14 protein-coding genes are annotated in these 16,148 nt (G+C 62.1%); 6 read left to right on the top strand and 8 right to left on the bottom strand.

Features of this window, described 5'->3' with window-relative positions:
* Positions 1 to 23: 23 nt before the first annotated feature.
* From T31B1_RS18650 to T31B1_RS18635, 4 genes are all read left to right on the top strand, one after another.
* Positions 24 to 953 carry an alpha/beta hydrolase family protein gene (locus tag T31B1_RS18650; RefSeq protein ID WP_353251044.1) on the top strand — a complete coding sequence of 310 codons (930 nt, stop codon included), beginning with the start codon at positions 24 to 26 and terminating at the stop codon, positions 951 to 953.
* Positions 950 to 1,534 (top strand): O-methyltransferase, encoded by a 585-nt coding sequence (locus T31B1_RS18645; protein ID WP_353251043.1) that lies wholly within the window; start codon positions 950 to 952, stop codon positions 1,532 to 1,534. Before T31B1_RS18650 ends, T31B1_RS18645 begins: the two co-directional genes overlap by 4 nt.
* Before the next feature lie 101 nt (positions 1,535 to 1,635).
* Positions 1,636 to 2,067 (top strand): YybH family protein, encoded by a 432-nt coding sequence (locus tag T31B1_RS18640; protein WP_353251042.1) that lies wholly within the window; start codon positions 1,636 to 1,638, stop codon positions 2,065 to 2,067.
* A gap of 285 nt (positions 2,068 to 2,352) precedes the next feature.
* Positions 2,353 to 3,237, top strand: a complete 885-nt coding sequence (locus tag T31B1_RS18635; RefSeq protein ID WP_353251074.1) for an HNH endonuclease — start codon at positions 2,353 to 2,355, stop codon at positions 3,235 to 3,237.
* 141 nt (positions 3,238 to 3,378) lie between these two features.
* On the opposite strand, the gene T31B1_RS18630 is transcribed toward T31B1_RS18635, so the two are convergent.
* The 7 genes from T31B1_RS18630 to guaB all read right to left on the bottom strand — a co-directional run bounded on the left by T31B1_RS18630 (position 3,379) and on the right by guaB (position 11,481).
* Positions 3,379 to 4,602 carry a hypothetical protein gene (locus tag T31B1_RS18630; protein WP_353251041.1) on the bottom strand — a complete coding sequence of 408 codons (1,224 nt, stop codon included), beginning with the start codon at positions 4,600 to 4,602 and terminating at the stop codon, positions 3,379 to 3,381.
* Positions 4,538 to 7,273, bottom strand: coding sequence for a hypothetical protein (locus tag T31B1_RS18625; RefSeq protein ID WP_353251040.1), 2,736 nt, complete (start codon positions 7,271 to 7,273; stop codon positions 4,538 to 4,540). Before T31B1_RS18625 ends, T31B1_RS18630 begins: the two co-directional genes overlap by 65 nt.
* 74 nt (positions 7,274 to 7,347) lie before the next feature.
* On the bottom strand, positions 7,348 to 7,590 hold the full coding sequence (locus tag T31B1_RS18620; protein WP_353251039.1) for a hypothetical protein: 243 nt from the start codon (positions 7,588 to 7,590) through the stop codon (positions 7,348 to 7,350).
* Between the two features lie 51 nt (positions 7,591 to 7,641).
* Positions 7,642 to 7,926, bottom strand: coding sequence for a type II toxin-antitoxin system RelE/ParE family toxin (locus T31B1_RS18615; RefSeq protein WP_353251073.1), 285 nt, complete (start codon positions 7,924 to 7,926; stop codon positions 7,642 to 7,644).
* A 113-nt stretch (positions 7,927 to 8,039) separates the two neighbouring features.
* The gene (locus T31B1_RS18610) at positions 8,040 to 8,237 is read right to left on the bottom strand and encodes a ribbon-helix-helix domain-containing protein (RefSeq protein ID WP_353251038.1); all 198 of its coding nucleotides are present in this window, start codon (positions 8,235 to 8,237) and stop codon (positions 8,040 to 8,042) included.
* A 92-nt stretch (positions 8,238 to 8,329) separates the two neighbouring features.
* Complete coding sequence (gene guaA, locus T31B1_RS18605) at positions 8,330 to 9,907, bottom strand: glutamine-hydrolyzing GMP synthase (protein WP_353251037.1); 1,578 nt, start codon at positions 9,905 to 9,907, stop codon at positions 8,330 to 8,332.
* Positions 9,908 to 10,008: 101 nt separating this feature from the next.
* Positions 10,009 to 11,481: an IMP dehydrogenase gene (gene guaB, locus T31B1_RS18600; protein ID WP_353251036.1), complete on the bottom strand. Its 1,473-nt coding sequence runs from the start codon at positions 11,479 to 11,481 to the stop codon at positions 10,009 to 10,011.
* 152 nt (positions 11,482 to 11,633) lie between these two features.
* Between guaB and xseA the strand changes: the two genes are divergently transcribed.
* Complete coding sequence (xseA, locus tag T31B1_RS18595) at positions 11,634 to 13,004, top strand: exodeoxyribonuclease VII large subunit (RefSeq protein ID WP_353251035.1); 1,371 nt, start codon at positions 11,634 to 11,636, stop codon at positions 13,002 to 13,004.
* Between the two features lie 81 nt (positions 13,005 to 13,085).
* Complete coding sequence (locus T31B1_RS18590; protein WP_353251034.1) at positions 13,086 to 14,162, top strand: SH3 domain-containing protein; 1,077 nt, start codon at positions 13,086 to 13,088, stop codon at positions 14,160 to 14,162.
* Between the two features lie 615 nt (positions 14,163 to 14,777).
* Here T31B1_RS18590 and der read toward each other — a convergent pair.
* Positions 14,778 to 16,142: a ribosome biogenesis GTPase Der gene (gene der / locus T31B1_RS18585; RefSeq protein ID WP_353251033.1), complete on the bottom strand. Its 1,365-nt coding sequence runs from the start codon at positions 16,140 to 16,142 to the stop codon at positions 14,778 to 14,780.
* Positions 16,143 to 16,148 lie beyond the last annotated feature (6 nt).

Genomic DNA, 16,148 nt, shown 5'->3' with positions numbered 1-16,148 from the left:
AAACGTGCCAGAGAATCGAGATCATGCAGCCACTGCCAGAAAACGACATCACTCAGACCCTGAAGGCCATGGCCAAGAGTTGGAGTCAGCCCGGGCGCTCGCCCGTACTCAAGACACCGGCGGATGAGGGGCTTGTCTTCGAGAACGTGACCTTTCCGTCACAGGATGGGGTGCCGCTCGAAGCATGGTACATCCCCTGCGCAGACTCCCGGCGACTCGTCATCGTCAATCATCCACTGACGTTCAACCGCTATGGGCTGGCCAGCCATCTGGAACCGTGGCGATCCTTCGGCGCCGCCGGCGGCAACACCTTCGAGGTCGATTATCTGGCCGACTACCGCATTCTCCACGAGGCGGGTTATCACGTACTCACCTACGACGAGCGCAACTTCGGGTTGAGCGGATCAGCCAACGGCGGACTCAACAGCGGCGGTCGATTCGAAGCACGCGACGTCATCGGCTCGTTGCGCTACGTGCGCTCGCGGGCCGATCTCGAGGGCGTGGCAGTAGGGCTGTTTTCGCGCTGCAACGGCGCCAACGCGACGCTCTTCGCGATCCACACCGAACCGCGGGAATTCGACGACGTGCGCTGCCTGGTGCTCTGTCAGCCGCTGTCGATCGGCTCGGTCATGCGTCGTGAATTGGAAATGATGAACCTGGCCGATCACCTCGACACGCTCGAACGCGAGGTGCAACTCGCCGCCAGTTGCACCTTCGACCAGATGTCGCCCAACGATTGGGCCCGCAGCGTTCACACACCGACGTTCATCTACCAGGTTCACGACGACCTGATGACCACGCCTGCCGACGTCCAGGCCACCTTCGATGCGCTTCCGATCGACGAGAAATCGCTGCACTGGATACACGGCACCCAGGCCCGCTGGGATGGCTATCTGGAATTCCAGCGCCGCCCCGAGCCGATGCTCAACTGGCTCAACCGGTACATGACATGAAGACTACGAATATCGATTCCGATGTTGCTCGCTTCGAAGCCTTGCGCGCTGAAACCGATGAGCATCGCCAGCGTCACGGTTGCCATGCCTATGTGTTCGAGGATGGCGCTGGACTGTTGGCCGCGGCACGAGCAGAGCGCCCCGAGCGTATTCTCGAGCTGGGTACAGCGATCGGCTACACCGCTTGCCTGCTGGCAAGTGCAGAAGATCGTGCGCAGATGGATACCATCGAGCGCGATCCCGATCACGTGGCTTTAGCTCGTGAGAACCTTGAGGCCGCAGGATTCGCAGAACACGTCCGCGTGCACCACGGCGATTTTTTCGACGTTCTCGCTGATCTGCCTGGCCCCTACGATCTCGCATTCTTCGATGGTCTTGCCCCATCGCTGTCGCTCATCGAGCAGCTGTACGAACGGCTCAAGCCGAATGGACTGCTCATCTGCGGCAACCTGTGTCTTGCACACGGTGCCAATCAGCGCCTGCTCGACGCCGAGTTCGCGACCGCCGAACGCTGGCATATCGATGGTCATATCGAAAATGGAGCCACGTCGCTGATACGCAAGACCGGCGGCTCGACTTGACGCGGATCTCACCGGGATTCGTCTCAATCCTCTGCTGACGATGCCCTGACACTGACACACGTCAACATGGTCACTTGCTCAACCCACTCAGGAACCGACCCATGACCCAGGATGAAAGACAGATTCGCGCCTTGCGCGCAGAGTGGCAGAACGCCGTCCAGTCACGCGATCTCGACCGGACGATGGCTACCTATTACCCGGGAGAGGAGTACCTCGGCTTCGATGTGATGCCGCCCTTCAGCTTCGAGGGCTGGGAGTCCTTCCGACAGAATTGGATCACCTTTTTCGAGATGTTCGACGAAGACCCCGTATTCGAGTTCAAGGGCATGAAGGTCCATTGTTCCGGCGATGTCGCCTTCACCACCGGTTTCACTCGTTTCATGGGCTCTGTGGCCGGCAACAAGATCGACCTGTGGACCCGCGAGACCATCGGTTTGCGCAAGCTCGATGGCCAATGGCTGATGATTCACGACCATGTGTCGGTGCCCATCGATCTGAAAACCGGCGCCGGTGTGACCGACTACCGCCCCTGAGCGATCCCATCGAGGTGATCGTGCTGTAGATAGTCAAGGCGCGGAACAGCTGCCACGACCAGCGTGCGACCAGTTGGTGGGCATATCTACCAAAGACGTGGCCCAGAACGTCATGCGACCTCTGGGCCGCTTTTTTGCCATTGCGCCAGAATCCATCCAAACATTGTTTTGTCCTTCCCCCTTGAGCGGCCGAGCAAGCCCACATTGAACCGAAGAGGAAAATAGGGTCAGGTCTTGCATTGTGCGCAAAATGCAAGACCTGACCCCGATCCTTGCGCTAAGCTGATGCTCGGGAGCGCGGATCATCCTCGGCATTGCCGATTCTGCTACCAAGATGAGCCGGCCGTGACTTTTAAGGATGAAGCCCACGCGATGCCGGCGGCTTTCGGCAACACCGGCCTTTTCAGCAACTATGAGTGCGACGCCTGCAACCATCTGTTCGGTGAGGGTATCGAAAATCATCTCGGAAACTGGACCAAGCCTATACGCACGCTCTCGCGCATCAAGGGCCGAAATGGAGTCCCAACCATCAAGAAGCCAGGTCCCAACAAGGGCTGGCGCGTCGAGTATTCCGGCACGGGCTTTCAGCTCGAGGAGTACGAAGACGATCCGTTCTTCGAGGTGGACGAGGCTGTCAAGCAGCTTCGATTCGAGCTGCACCGCGACACCTATATCCCGGTCGCTGCCCTCAAAGGCCTAGTTAAGATCGGCCTGACTCTCATCCCTGACGTCGAGACCCAACACTTCCGAGAAACGTATGACTGGATTCGCGACACCAACCATTCGCGGAACTTCGTCGCGGAGTTTCCAATCTTTCGGACGTTCATCCCTGGCCCGATGCGAAACGACCTCATCGTTCTCATGTTAATGCGGCGGCGGGCCGGAATCGACACCGTACCCTACGCCTTCTTCACTCTGGCCTATGGCAATGAGGTCCTTCAAGTTTTTCTGCCCTTCGTCTCGCAGGACCGCTGCATCGATGGCCGACCGCTGTCGCTTCCGCCCTTCCCAACGCCGGGATCGCTCAACCCTGCACTGCACGGCCGGCCGAGGGTAAAGGTCGAGAATCTGACCGGACGCAAGCCGGTGAAGGGTGAAAAGGTTCCTGCGATTTTCGGATTTGATTCAGTTCAAGAAAAGACAACCAATCAGCCAGCCGGCGAGGCCTAACCAGGATGAACGCTCAGCCAGCCTCCCGTCGCGACGCCTTAGCGCCTGTATTGCATCAAGCTCGACAGCGGCAACGAGTGGTAGGCTCCAATTACTAAGCAGCAAGGCGATGGCAAAATGACTATCCGAGCACTACAAAGTTTATTGATTTACGATGACATCTCTTTGAAATTCACAGTCGAGCAGAAGTAGAGCCAAAGAGTCCGCCGCTTCCGCAATCTCCGTAGAGGCCCCACCAAGCGCGGCCTGCGCTTCGGCGGCAAAATCGATTACCCCGGCTTGCAGCCGCTCGATCAACCGAAAAATATCGGTTTGAGTATCCAGCTCGAACGTTTCCAGTTCTCGAACCAGATCTTCTCTCTTCTTGTCGAAAGAGGTCTCCACGGCTCGGCGCGCAATGACTTCCGCTTCGGGACGGGATTCGGCGCCTAGCCCCAGACGATCCATTGCGCCAAGTTCACCGGCCAGAGTCAGCACTTCTCCAAACAGGCTGGCCACGGCAGACGGAGCGCAGCGCAGCCCGAGATCTTCAGCCCAAATAACAGCGCGTTCGACGGAAGGAAAAAGAGTTTGATGACCAGACCTCGCGAGCGCCGGGAATGCAATCCCGTCGATGAAAGCCATGACCGTCAGATGCGCCGATGACGTTACCAAAGATCGCAACGTTTCCGCTTGTTCAGCGAGCGCGCTGACCGCGTCTGCGACATCACTCGCTGAAAGCAGTGCCAGAACCTTTGCCGGGGGCCACGGAAGGATGCCGGTCGGATCGACGCGGAGATGGAAAACGGCATCGATCCCGGCTTCGTTCGCCGACCGCTCAATTTCGGCCTTCCGTCGAGCCAATCTTTTATCTCCCGCGGCCTTGGCGAGGAGCGATACGAGTTTTAAAGCGTTACCGGCCCGGGCGCCCTTGCCGCGGGCCGCCCAAGTAATCGCTGGCGCCTCCTGTCGCTCATGCGCTTCCCCGGCCAGAACTCGCAACGTTTCTAAAAGCCTATTGAGCCGTGTAAGCATCGTCGGAGGTCCATCACTAACAAGCTGCCAAGGCTCTTCAGAAACAGCCACGTCGACATCGGTGATGAGATCGCTCAGCCAGCCAATGTAGGCGCCAGCTTGATAGGGCAGGATCGCGAACCTCTTAACGACATTGACACTTGCACTGTGCAGGAGGTTTTGAAACTTGGTGACGGCGATGTTGGCCCCTTTGTCTCCCACGCCCGAGGCTTCCAATGACGAAATAGCAGGGGGCGTTAGCGCTTCGGTCTCAGCGTTTAGGGAGTTCAGTGTTTCAAAGAGTCCTTTAGGCGCGTTCTTGCCACGAACGTGCGCCTCGAAAAATTTTCTCCAACGTCGGTACAAGCGCATCGAGAATCGCCAAGCCTCTCGAGAGATAGTCGCTATAGCTGGGAGCGGCGACACGGCGGGAAATTAGATCACCCCACCGTCGATTCCACTGAGGAACTGATGGTGGAGGAAGATTCTTCCGGGGAATGCGCTTTGTAGCGAACGGCATCCGAGCAAGGCCAGCCAATTCGCCGCTTGCGGTAATAGCGTTGGACACCGCAATGTCAGCCGACGGACACAGTGCCAAAATCAGCTCACACAAACCCACAACCGCGTCGTGCGGTTCTTGCTGTACGGAGCCGGCAACGTACCAAAGATCGCAACAAACAATTACTCCATCATCCGAATCTTCGGTAGCTACTGGCCCGGCCCAAGCTGTCTCTGCCTGAACCCGTGCGAACAGCGCCTCTTGCCCGACCTCGGCGACCCAATCACTGGCGATCTCACGATCCAGGGCGGACAAGGTGCCCATCAGAGACCCCAAGAGATCGAGATTGGCATTCAAGAAGCCTTCTGGAGCCTGCATGAGACTCGCCCGCACCGCGGCTGGCAATGGCATTCCGACCAACGCTGCGAGAATCTCATCTAAGCTCGCCAAATCCGCTGTCTCGATCAGGACAGACAGGACAGAGGGTGACATACGCTCCATCAACAGGCGGCGAGGGTCATCGTCTGGCGAACCTTTGATCTGCGAAAGTCGATCCGCTGCGGCCTGTACCTCCGGGATGATGCTGAGACCACTCAGATCAATACCCGCAATCCCGAACATTGCGGCGCTTCCGACTTGCGTTCGCGGCAGCGCACGCGCTTCAGGCGTTTCCAGCCATTCGTCGACGCCCAAGGAAACACGGCCCGAACCTAAACCCCGGAGCGCTGAGGCCAATGCCCGCGCATCCTGTTCGTCCTTCAAGCGGGCAATCAGGCCATTGAGCACCGTTGGAACAGGCAAGCGCCGCGCAGATAGCGTGTCCGCGACCAACGGCTCGAGATCGGCGGCGGGCACACTCGCGATCGTCCGTTCGAAACTCGTTTCGAGGGTCGGCACTGTTGTCTGGTGCGTGAGCTGCAGCAATTCTTCGGATCGAAGCTGGTGTAGGCCGGTGACCGCACCCAGAGCAGGTGAACGAACCAGATGTTCCTGGATGAGGCGCTGTAAGGCGCGTGACAGATCGGCCTCACTGACCGAAAGCGCGCGCGCCAATCGCGATGCATCGACTTCAGCATTCGCTGTGCCTGCCCAGGCGCCGGATCGCAGAATATCCAGTTCAAGGGAACGCTTCGGATCTGAAACTCTGGCCGCGACTTGATCGGCGAGGAGTTCGTGCATCCTTTGTCCGCGCGTCAGGATATGGACATATTCGAGAAGAAGGCCATCGCTCATCTTCCACGGCTCGTACCAACCCGCCCAGTTCGTCTTTTCGGCTTCGCGCAGTTCTCGCCAGAGTCGTTCTGCGAGTTCGTAATCGGGAACGGCGCGTATTTCGGCTGCCCGCGCGCGCTCTGCAATCAGCGTAACATCTTCTTCCCGGACCGAACCGAGCAGGACGACGCCGGGCACAGACATCGCCTCTTTGAGCAAGGCGCCCCAGCTTTCCGGCCCATTCCGGCCGACATCATCCATGACGAAGCCCAAGGGGCTGTCTACTGAAGCGCGAAACGTCCGGACCAACTGGCGCAGAGATGGAATATCCTCCGCACTCAGACGACGGATACGAAACCACCGCACCGTATGGCGCAACGCGTTGGCGGCCTCCCACATCAAAGCGGATTTTCCGGCCCCTGACGGTCCGACGATCAACGCGGCCCGGCGTTGTTCAATACCCTCCACCAACGCCGATCTGCTTCGGGGACGTTCGGCCACCAAACCTGCCGCGATGTGACCGGGTTCTACATCGACCCCGAGATAGAAGTTTGGGTCGTTGAGAGGCGTAAGGAAATCTACCGGTTCGCAGACGCCATCCCTGAGGGCGCGTTCGATCGCGTCAATGTCGATAGCGGCCAAGACATCGCGGATTGACGTTTCGGTGTCGGAGATCGAAACGCCACGATAGTTCTCCGGTGCTAACCGGCCATTGGCGTCTGCCAGAGCACCCACGCGGACCAGCAGATCGGCAAAGCACATCTGGGCTGCGATCGGGGCGCAGTGCAATCGATCTACGATCAGGCTGATCGCCCATTCCTGCGGTGAGGTTGCCACGACGATTGATGTTCGTGGGAGAAGATCAGAGGCCCCACTGAACTTTGCAAGTCTGGTGCTGATCGGACCTTCGATTGGGCGGACTGCGGGGTGGTGGTCGAGGGGATGGAGGCCCGCTACCTCCCGCTCAAGAACGAGCTCAAGTTGCTGCGGCCGCGGTGCGAAGCCAAGCGACCGATTCCACAGGTCTTCAATGTGTCCAACCGTCTCGCCTTCCGTATAGTCCCCAAGGTGTTCCCGCCGGCTCTTGACCTGGACAAAGCTCGTTGCTTCGCCACGCAGCTCAATGTCGTCGCCACCTTCCGGGATCACGATGGCGGGCGCTCGCTGACCAGCCCATATTTCTACCGCCAACCAAGCGGACACGGCGTCTTGGTAGCGAAATCCCCTACCCGCATTAGATCCAGATCTGGATGCGCTAGATGCAGTTTTAGCTAACCCGCCCGATCGTTTTTTACCTCGTGGCCGCTTTTTCTTCTTATTATTTTTAGCCATTCGTTCCTCAGTTAGGCAAGCTCGTAAACACAGCACTGCGACATATAAAAACCCGCAACAACGCAGACCTCAGACTAGCTAGGAATCACTTCAAGTAACTCAGCGCCGCCAACCACCTTCCGCGCATCTGCCATCGCACTTTCGACGGCTTCGCTAGCACCATCGGCTTCTCTAGCGAACTCGAGCGCGAGTGTTCCCGAATTACCAATACTAACCAGCGCATCACCGCAACCTGCCTCGAAAAGACGATCCATGAACGCTTGATCGCCGCAATCCAAGTTGTTGGCGCGAAACCGGAGCGTGAAGACGTATTCCATGCTTGCCTCCGCGTGATACATCGCTACCGCAGCGCTCGCTCTCTTGAGCTTTCATCGCCACATGCCGATTCGGGATCGCTTACCGCTCAAATACCCGTTCTCACGCTGGCGCCTTATCGATAACATCGCAATTAACGATCGCTGCGGCATGTGGCGGTACAACGCGACATAGCCCGTGCGGCCTCTCGAGATGACCAGTTCGCGAATACCGTCCGCATATACTCGGCCAATAAGCGGATGATCTGCCAGCGTTCTAAGAGCCGACACGATCACGTAGGCCGTCTCTGCTGCAGCGGCCGGATCGGCTTCAAACAAGAAGTCAGTGACGCGATCCAGATCGGTAAGTGCTCAGGTCGAATAGATTATTCTCGCCACGGCTTGGGCTGCGGCCGCTCTACGACTTCGCCGTGAGCGCAGGCCGAGATATACCGATGCACCTCCTCGCCGTCTTAGGCTTGACCGGTCTCGCACATCTCCTGCCAGGCATCTTGTGCGTCCGCATGGAAAGCGAGCTGTTGCTCTGCGGCCGTCACCGCATTCTGAAGCGACTCCACCATGAAGGCGTGAGCGCTGGTATCGCGGGCTTCGGCCGCCCGTTGTATTCGTGCCTTGAGCTCGTCCGGGAGTTTTAACGACGTGGTCGACATGACAGCCCTTTTGCAGTAGCAGTAGCAGTACTAACAAAGTAGCACCGCCGATTGAGCGCGTCAGCTAGGCGCTATCGCACAAACGATATGCCCTACTCCCACTCAATCGTCCCCGGCGGCTTGCCGGTCACGTCGTACACCACCCGCGATATCCCGCTCACCTCATTCACGATCCGTGACGAGACGTGTTCGAGCAGTTCGTACGGCAAGTGCGCCCAGCGGGCGGTCATGAAGTCGATGGTTTCGACCGCACGGAGTGCAATCACGTGTTCGTAGCGGCGGCCGTCGCCGGTCACACCGACGCTGGAGACGGGCAGATAGACGGCGAAGGCCTGGCTGACCTTGTCGTACCAGCCGGATTCGCGCAGTTCGTGGATGAAGATGGCGTCGGCCTTGCGGAGCTTGTCGGCGTATTCTTTCTTCACTTCGCCGAGAATGCGCACGCCCAGGCCCGGGCCGGGGAACGGGTGGCGCATCAGCATGTCGCGCGGCAGGCCGAGGGCCAGGCCGAGCTCGCGGACTTCGTCCTTGAACAGTTCGCGTAGCGGCTCGACGAGGCCGAGCTTCATGTCTTCCGGCAGCCCGCCTACGTTGTGATGGCTCTTGATGACGTGCGCCTTGCCGGTGGCGGAGCCGGCGGACTCGATGACGTCCGGGTAGATGGTGCCCTGGGCGAGCCAGTCGATATTGGTGAGTTCGGCGGCATGGGCATCGAAGACGTCGATGAAGGTGTTGCCGATGATCTTGCGTTTTTTCTCCGGGTCCACCTCGCCCTTGAGGGCGTTCATGAACTGATCTTCGGCATCGGCACGGATCACACGGATGCCCATATGCTGGGCGAAGGTGGCCATGACTTCGTCGCCTTCGTTCAGGCGCAGCAGGCCGTTGTCGACGAACACGCAGATGAGGTTGTCGCCGATCGCTTCGTGAATGAGTGCGGCGGTGACCGAGCTGTCCACCCCGCCGGACAGGCCGAGCAGTACGCGCTGATCGCCCACCTGTTCGCGGATACGTGCGACCAGATCCTCGATGATGTGTTCGCTGGTCCAGAGTTCGCCGCAGCCGCAGATATCGTGCACGAAGCGCGCCAGTATTCGCTTGCCCTGCGTGGTGTGGGTGACTTCCGGATGGAACTGGATGCCGTAGTAGCCGCGCTCTTCGTCGGCCATGCCGGCCAGCGGCGCGCTGTCGGTCGTGGCGATCACCTTGAAGCCCTCGGGCAGCGTGGCCACGCGGTCGCCGTGGCTCATCCAGACGTCGAGCAGGCCGTGGCCTTCGTCGTTGACGTGGTCCTGGATGTCCGTGAACAGCCTGGAGTGGCCACGAGCGCGTACGCGCGCATAGCCGAATTCCTTCACCTCGGAGGTTTCCACCTCGCCGCCGAGCTGGGCGGCCATGGTCTGCATGCCGTAGCAGATGCCCAGCACCGGCACGCCGAGATCGAACACGGCCTTCGGCGCACGCGGGCCCTGTTCTGCCGTGACCGACTCCGGCCCGCCGGAGAGGATGACGCCGTTCGGGTTGAAGGCGCGCACCTGCTCGTCGGTAACGTCCCAGGCGTAGATTTCGCAGTAGACGTTGGCCTCGCGCACGCGGCGGGCGATGAGCTGGGTGTACTGGCTGCCGAAGTCGAGAATGAGGATCTTTTCGGCGTGGATGTCCTGGGTCATCGGTTTCCCTGGCTCGCGTTGAATACGTGGACGGTTTGAAACGAAAAAGGCGCAGACCGATACCGACCTGCGCCCGTTGTGCGTGCGACCCGAGGCCGGGCCTAGTCGACGCGGTAGTTCGGCGCTTCCTTGACGATGTTCACGTCGTGAACATGGCTTTCCTTCATGCCCGCGGAGGTAATCTGTACGAACGTGGGCCGGGTCCGCATTTCGGTGATGTTATGGCAGCCGGTATAGCCCATGGCTGCGCGCAGCCCGCCGATCAGCTGATGCACGATGCCGCCCAGCGGGCCCTTGTAGGGCACGCGGCCCTCGATGCCCTCGGGCACGAGTTTCTGAATCTCCTCGGACGGATCCTGGAAATAGCGGTCGGCGGAGCCGGAGTCCCCGCTCATCGCACCCAGCGAGCCCATGCCGCGATAGGCCTTGAACGAGCGGCCCTGGAACAGCTCGATATCGCCGGGGGCTTCTTCGGTGCCGGCGAACATGCCGCCGATCATCACCGCGTGGGCCCCGGCCACCAGCGCCTTGGCCAGGTCCCCCGAATAGCGGATACCGCCATCGGCAATGACCGGGACATCGGTGTCGGCGATGCCGGCGACGACGTTGGCCACCGCCGAGATCTGCGGCACGCCGATGCCGGCCACGATACGGGTCGTACAGATCGAGCCCGGGCCGATACCCACCTTGACCGCGTCTACACCGGCCTCGACCAGCGCTCGCGCGCCTTCGGCGGTACCGACATTGCCGCCGATCAGCTGCAGTTCGGGAAACCGTTTCTTCAACTGGGCGACCGTGTCGAGGACGCCGGAGGAATGGCCGTGGGCGGTGTCGACCACCACCACGTCCACGCCGGCTTCGACGAGGGCGGCCACCCGGGCGAAGGTTTCCGGGCCGGGGCCCACGGCCGCGCCCACCCGCAGGCTGCCGTTGGCGTCCTTACAGGCGTTGGGGAAATCCGACGACTTCTGGATATCCTTGACCGTGATCATGCCGCGCAGGTCGAAGTCGTCGTTGACGACCAGCACCTTCTCGATCCGATGATGATGGAACAGGCCGAGGATCTCTTCGCGATCGGCGCCTTCGCGCACGGTCACGAGTTTTTCCTTGGGCGTCATGACGCTGGTCACGGCGGCGTCGAAGCGCGTCTCGAACCGCAGGTCGCGGCTGGTCACGATGCCGATAGGCGTACCGTTGTCGACCACCGGCACGCCGGAGATGCCGCGCGAACGGGTCAGCTCCAGCACTTCGCGGATGGTCGCTTCCGGGCCGACGGTGATCGGGTCGGAGATCACGCCGGATTCGTATTTCTTGACCGTACGTACGTGCTGGGCCTGGCGTTCGGCCGGCATCGACTTGTGGATGATGCCGATTCCGCCTTCCTGGGCCAGGGCGATCGCCAGCCGGGCTTCGGTGACGGTATCCATCGCCGCGGAGACCAGCGGCAGGTTGAGCGTGATGCCACGCGTCAGCCGAGTCGACAGATCCACGTGGCGCGGCAGTACATCGGAATAGGCAGGCTGGAGCAGGACGTCGTCGAACGTCAGGGCTTGCTCGCTGATTCGTAGAGTCATAGGCTCGCCAGCAGTGGGCGGGCTTTCGCAACGGGGTTTCCGGTTGCGAAAAACAGCCGCCACAAAGACGGCGAATTATAAAGCAACGTCTGTTCCATTCATACACGCGCACGCGCTGATCGTGCCCGTCCTGCGTTCCCGAGCCCTGTTTCATGCCCAACCGCCCCGCCCCCGATTCGACCGACCGTATCGTGTTCTCGGTCAGCGAACTCAACGGGGCGGTGCGCGAGCTGCTCGAACACAGCTTCGGATTGCTCTGGGTCGAAGGCGAGATCTCCAACCTCGCCCGGCCGCGCTCCGGGCATATGTATTTCAGCCTCAAGGACGGCAGCGCCCAGGTGCGCTGTGCACTGTTCCGCAACCGGGCGCGGCTGATCCGCGGCCCGCTGAACGACGGCGACCGTGTCCGCCTGCGGGCGCGGGTGAGCCTGTACCCCGCGCGCGGCGATTATCAGCTGATCGTCGAACACGTCGAAGCCGCCGGCGACGGCGCGCTGCGTCAGGCCTTCGAACAGCTCAAGGCCCGGCTCGACGCCGAAGGTCTGTTCGCCGTCGAGCGCAAGCGCGCCCTGCCCGCCGCGCCGGCACGTATCGGGGCGATCACCTCGGCCACCGGCGCGGCCATCCGCGACGTATTGAGCGTGGTCTCGCGGCGGTATCCGCTCGGCTCGGTGCGCGTCTATCCGGTGCCCGTTCAGGGCGAGGCCGCACCGCCGGCGATCGTGGCCGCCCTCCAACGCGCCAGCGCACGCGCCGATTGCGATGTGCTGTTGCTGGTACGCGGCGGTGGCTCGCTCGAGGATCTATGGGCTTTCAACGACGAGGCCGTCGCGCGGGCGATCGTGGCCTGCCGCGTGCCGGTCGTCGCCGGTGTCGGCCACGAGGTGGACGTGACCATCGCAGACTTTGCCGCCGACGTCCGAGCAGCCACACCCACGGCCGCCGCCGAGCTCGTCTGCCCGGACCTGGCTGCACGTGCCCAGGCGCTGCCGGTGGCGATGACCCGTCTGCGCGGACGTATGACGGCCCGACTGGCCGCCGCCGAGCAGCGCCTGGCGGCCTTGCAGACACGTCTGGTCCGCCAGCACCCGCGGCGCCGGCTGGAAGTGCCGATGCAGCGGCTGGACCTGGCCGAACAGCGGCTGCTGCGCGGCGTGCGCGCGCGATTGGCGCGCGACGACCAGCGCTTGACGGCGCTTACGCGGCGGCTGCGCCAGGCCTCGCCCGCCGGCGCTGTCGCCGCTGGGACGACAGCGAATAAAGTTCTTTATAACCGAATGGTTAGCGCCATGCGTTCGCGCCTGACTTCAAGTGAACAACGTTTTAACATCGCAGCACGTACGCTGCACGGCGTGAGTCCACTACAAACACTCGAACGCGGTTATGCTATCGCCCGCGACGCGGATGGAAATATTCTGCGCGCGGCCGATAACGTGGTATCGGGCGACCGTGTATCGGTCGACCTGGCCCGCGGCCGGCTCGACTGCGACGTGCGCGCTGTCACCGGACCCGATGGCACGTGAGCTGATGTCGGACGACGCTGCGCTTTCGAAGGGCAAGTGCGGCGCCGGTCCATCCACCATAGACAGGGGTTGTCACCGACCATGACCAAGGTTTTCCAAGCGGCCGTTCAGCGCCGCCTGCCGCTGCTCGCGCTGAGCGTCATCGTATTGCTGGCCAGCGGCTGTGCCGTCGGGCCGAAGCTCGTCACGCCCGAGCCGCCGCCGATCCCGGACGGCGGGCCGCCCGTGCCCGAGACCAACGAAGTCGTGCTGTCGGACAACACCCAGTTGGTTGCCGATGCCCCGTTCGGCCCGATCAAGATCGAGGCCGGCCCTGGTCTGCGCCGTGTATTCACCTGGAACGATGTCCGTCGTGGCGCCGTCGTCGAACCCCGCGAATCGCGCTTTGCCGGTAGCATGGGCATCACCTACGACGGCCAGCCGCCGGTCTGGCAGCCCGCCGAAGGCGTGACCCAGCTCGAGTACGAGGAAGGCCAGCGCCGGTTCGAGAACATGGACGACGCCACGATCTGGATGCAGATCCGCCGGCTCCATTATGTCTATAACAACAGCGGCATCGTGGTCGGCTGGCAGCAGAACGGCGACACGCTGAAGGTCGAACTGTGGCAGTTCTATATCGACGGCAAGCAGCCCACGAGCATGCCCAACGCCGACGACAGCGCGATCACCATTTCGCCGCTGGAAGTCGTTCCGCAGAAGATGGCCCCGGTGCTGGTCTTTGCAGACGGCCATACCGAACCCTATACCGAGGAAGCGGCCAACAAGTACAAGCCGGGCGCCGGATCGTCGAGCCCGGCCCCGACATCGTGCAACTGGTTCCAGCGCACCTTCACCGACTGTAGTGCGAAGCTGGCCGCAGCGAAGAAAGCCGAGGCCGAGGCCGAAGCGCAGGCCAAGGCAGAGGCCGAAGCAGCCGCCGCAGCCGCGCGCGCTGCCGCCGCCAAGCCGAAGACCCCGCCGGCGCCGACCCACCCGTCGGCCACGATCAGCGGTAGCACGGTCAATATCCGCGAAGGATCGACCACGAAATCCAAGGTGCTTTTCCAGGCCAAGGAAGGCGACTCGGTCAAGATCCTCAAAAAGGAAAAGGACTGGAGTTACGTGCAGTTCGACGATGACCGCAAGGGCTGGGTGGCTGACTTCCTGCTCAAGAAATAGTCAGTCGGCCATAGCGCCAGCCGCGGGCGACGTTGCCCGGCTGGTCAATAGAAAGCCCGCGTCGAATGACGCGGGCTTTTTCATGGGCGGCGTATGCGCCGCTCGGCACACCCTCGGCAGAGCCACGATCGCAGGCACACCCACGCAGGCAACAAGGCACGATGCGCCTTCCCCGAACCCAGCAGGCGCTCCTGTCGTTCTCGCCGGGCGCCCATCGACGATAACAGCCGACCAGGCGAGGCGCCGCTCAGGGAATCGGTGCCGATCGTTTGTTCGGACACACGACGCAGCAGCGACGTCGGCGGCTACGGTGTAGGAAATCAACCATTACTCGGACCGAACCCGGCACGAACCGTTTTCGAGGCCCGTTCTTAGCGACCGCTCGGCTGCAATGGATGGCCCGATGGCATGGCGAGGCACCCACACCGTGCCCAGGCCACGGTCCGTGGCGGCTCGGTTGGCCAGCGCCTCGCGCGCCGTCGCCGGTCGCCGTGCTTGCATGAAGCCGTTGTGCTGCGCTTCGCGAGGCATGAACGAACCGGGCCGGCAGAGCGCCGCCCGCAGCGAAGAGAGCTGACGGCAGGCCACCCGTGCATGCAGCGGCGCCAGCCGTACTCAGGAGCGCTTGCGTTTGGTGCTGCGCCCGGCGTAGGGGTTGTCGCTGTTCTTGAACACAAGGTGGATCGGTGTCCCGAACAGATTGAACTTCTCACGGAAGCGGCGCATGAGAAAACGCTTGTACTCGTCGCTCAGCCGCTGCGTCTGGTTGCCGTGGATGACGATGGTCGGCGGGTTGCGCCCGCCCTGATGAGCGAAACGCAGCTTGATGCGCCGGCCGTGGATCGCGGGCGGCGCGTGCGCCTCCACGGCGTCTTCCAGCGTACGCGACAGCTGTGATGTATTGAGTTCGGCGTAGGCCGCCCGGTGCGACGCCTGGACCGCGTCCAGCAGTTCGCGCAGTCCGGAGCCGTGCAGCGCGGAAATGAACAACAGCGGCAGAAAGTCGAAGGCGCCGATGCGCTCGACCAGCTCCGCGTGCAGTTTCTCGCGCTGTTTGGCCGACAACCCATCCCACTTGTTGACCGCTATCACAGTTGCCCGGCCACGCTCGACCGCCAGGCTGAGCAGGCGGATATCCTGGGCCGACAGACCGCTGGCCGCATCCAGCATGATGATCACGACCTGGGCGGCCTCGGCGGCCTGCATAGCCTTGACCACGCTGACTTTTTCCAGCGTATCGTCAATACGGGTACGGCGCCGGATACCGGCCGTGTCGACGATCACATAGGGGCGGTCGTCGAAGCGGAATTCGCTGGCCACGGCATCGCGCGTGGTGCCGGGCGCATCCTGGGTGAGCATCCGCGTCTCCCCCACCAGGCGGTTGACCAGCGTCGACTTGCCCGCGTTGGGCCGGCCCAGCAGCGCCAGACGTATTGCATCGGCCGGATACGCACCGACCTGCGCTCGCGGCGCCGGCAGGTTGGCGAACACATGCTCGAGCAATAACGAGATGCGGTCACCGTGACTGGCCGAAATCGCCCAGGGGTCGCCCAGTGCAAGCGCATGAAACTCGGCGGTGGCCTGTACGCCGACCTGGCCTTCGCTCTTGTTGACGACCACGTGGACCGGTTGAGTCAGGCGGCGCAGCTGTTCGGCGATGATCTCGTCGCCGGCGAGCAGGCCCTGGCGTGCATCGGTGACCATGAGCACGACATCCGCCTCGGTCAGGGCCGCCTGGGTCTGGGCCATGGCCTGGGCATCGATATCTTCGTCGTCCTGGCCGATGCCGCCGGTATCGATGACGATATACCGCTGGCCCTCGTGGGCCGCGAACCCGTAGTGGCGGTCGCGAGTGACGCCGGGCTGGTCGGCGACCAGTGCATCGCGCGTACGCGTGAGCCGGTTGAACAGCGTGGACTTGCCCACGTTCGGTCGCCCGACAAGGGCGAGGACCGGCAACGGCTGGCCGACAGATTCCATGATGAG

It is taken from the genome of Salinisphaera sp. T31B1 (assembly GCF_040361275.1).
Taxonomy (GTDB): Bacteria; Pseudomonadota; Gammaproteobacteria; order Nevskiales; family Salinisphaeraceae; genus Salinisphaera.
Note: the sequence above shows the minus strand (reverse complement) of the source record. Positions and strands in the feature narration are given on the sequence as shown.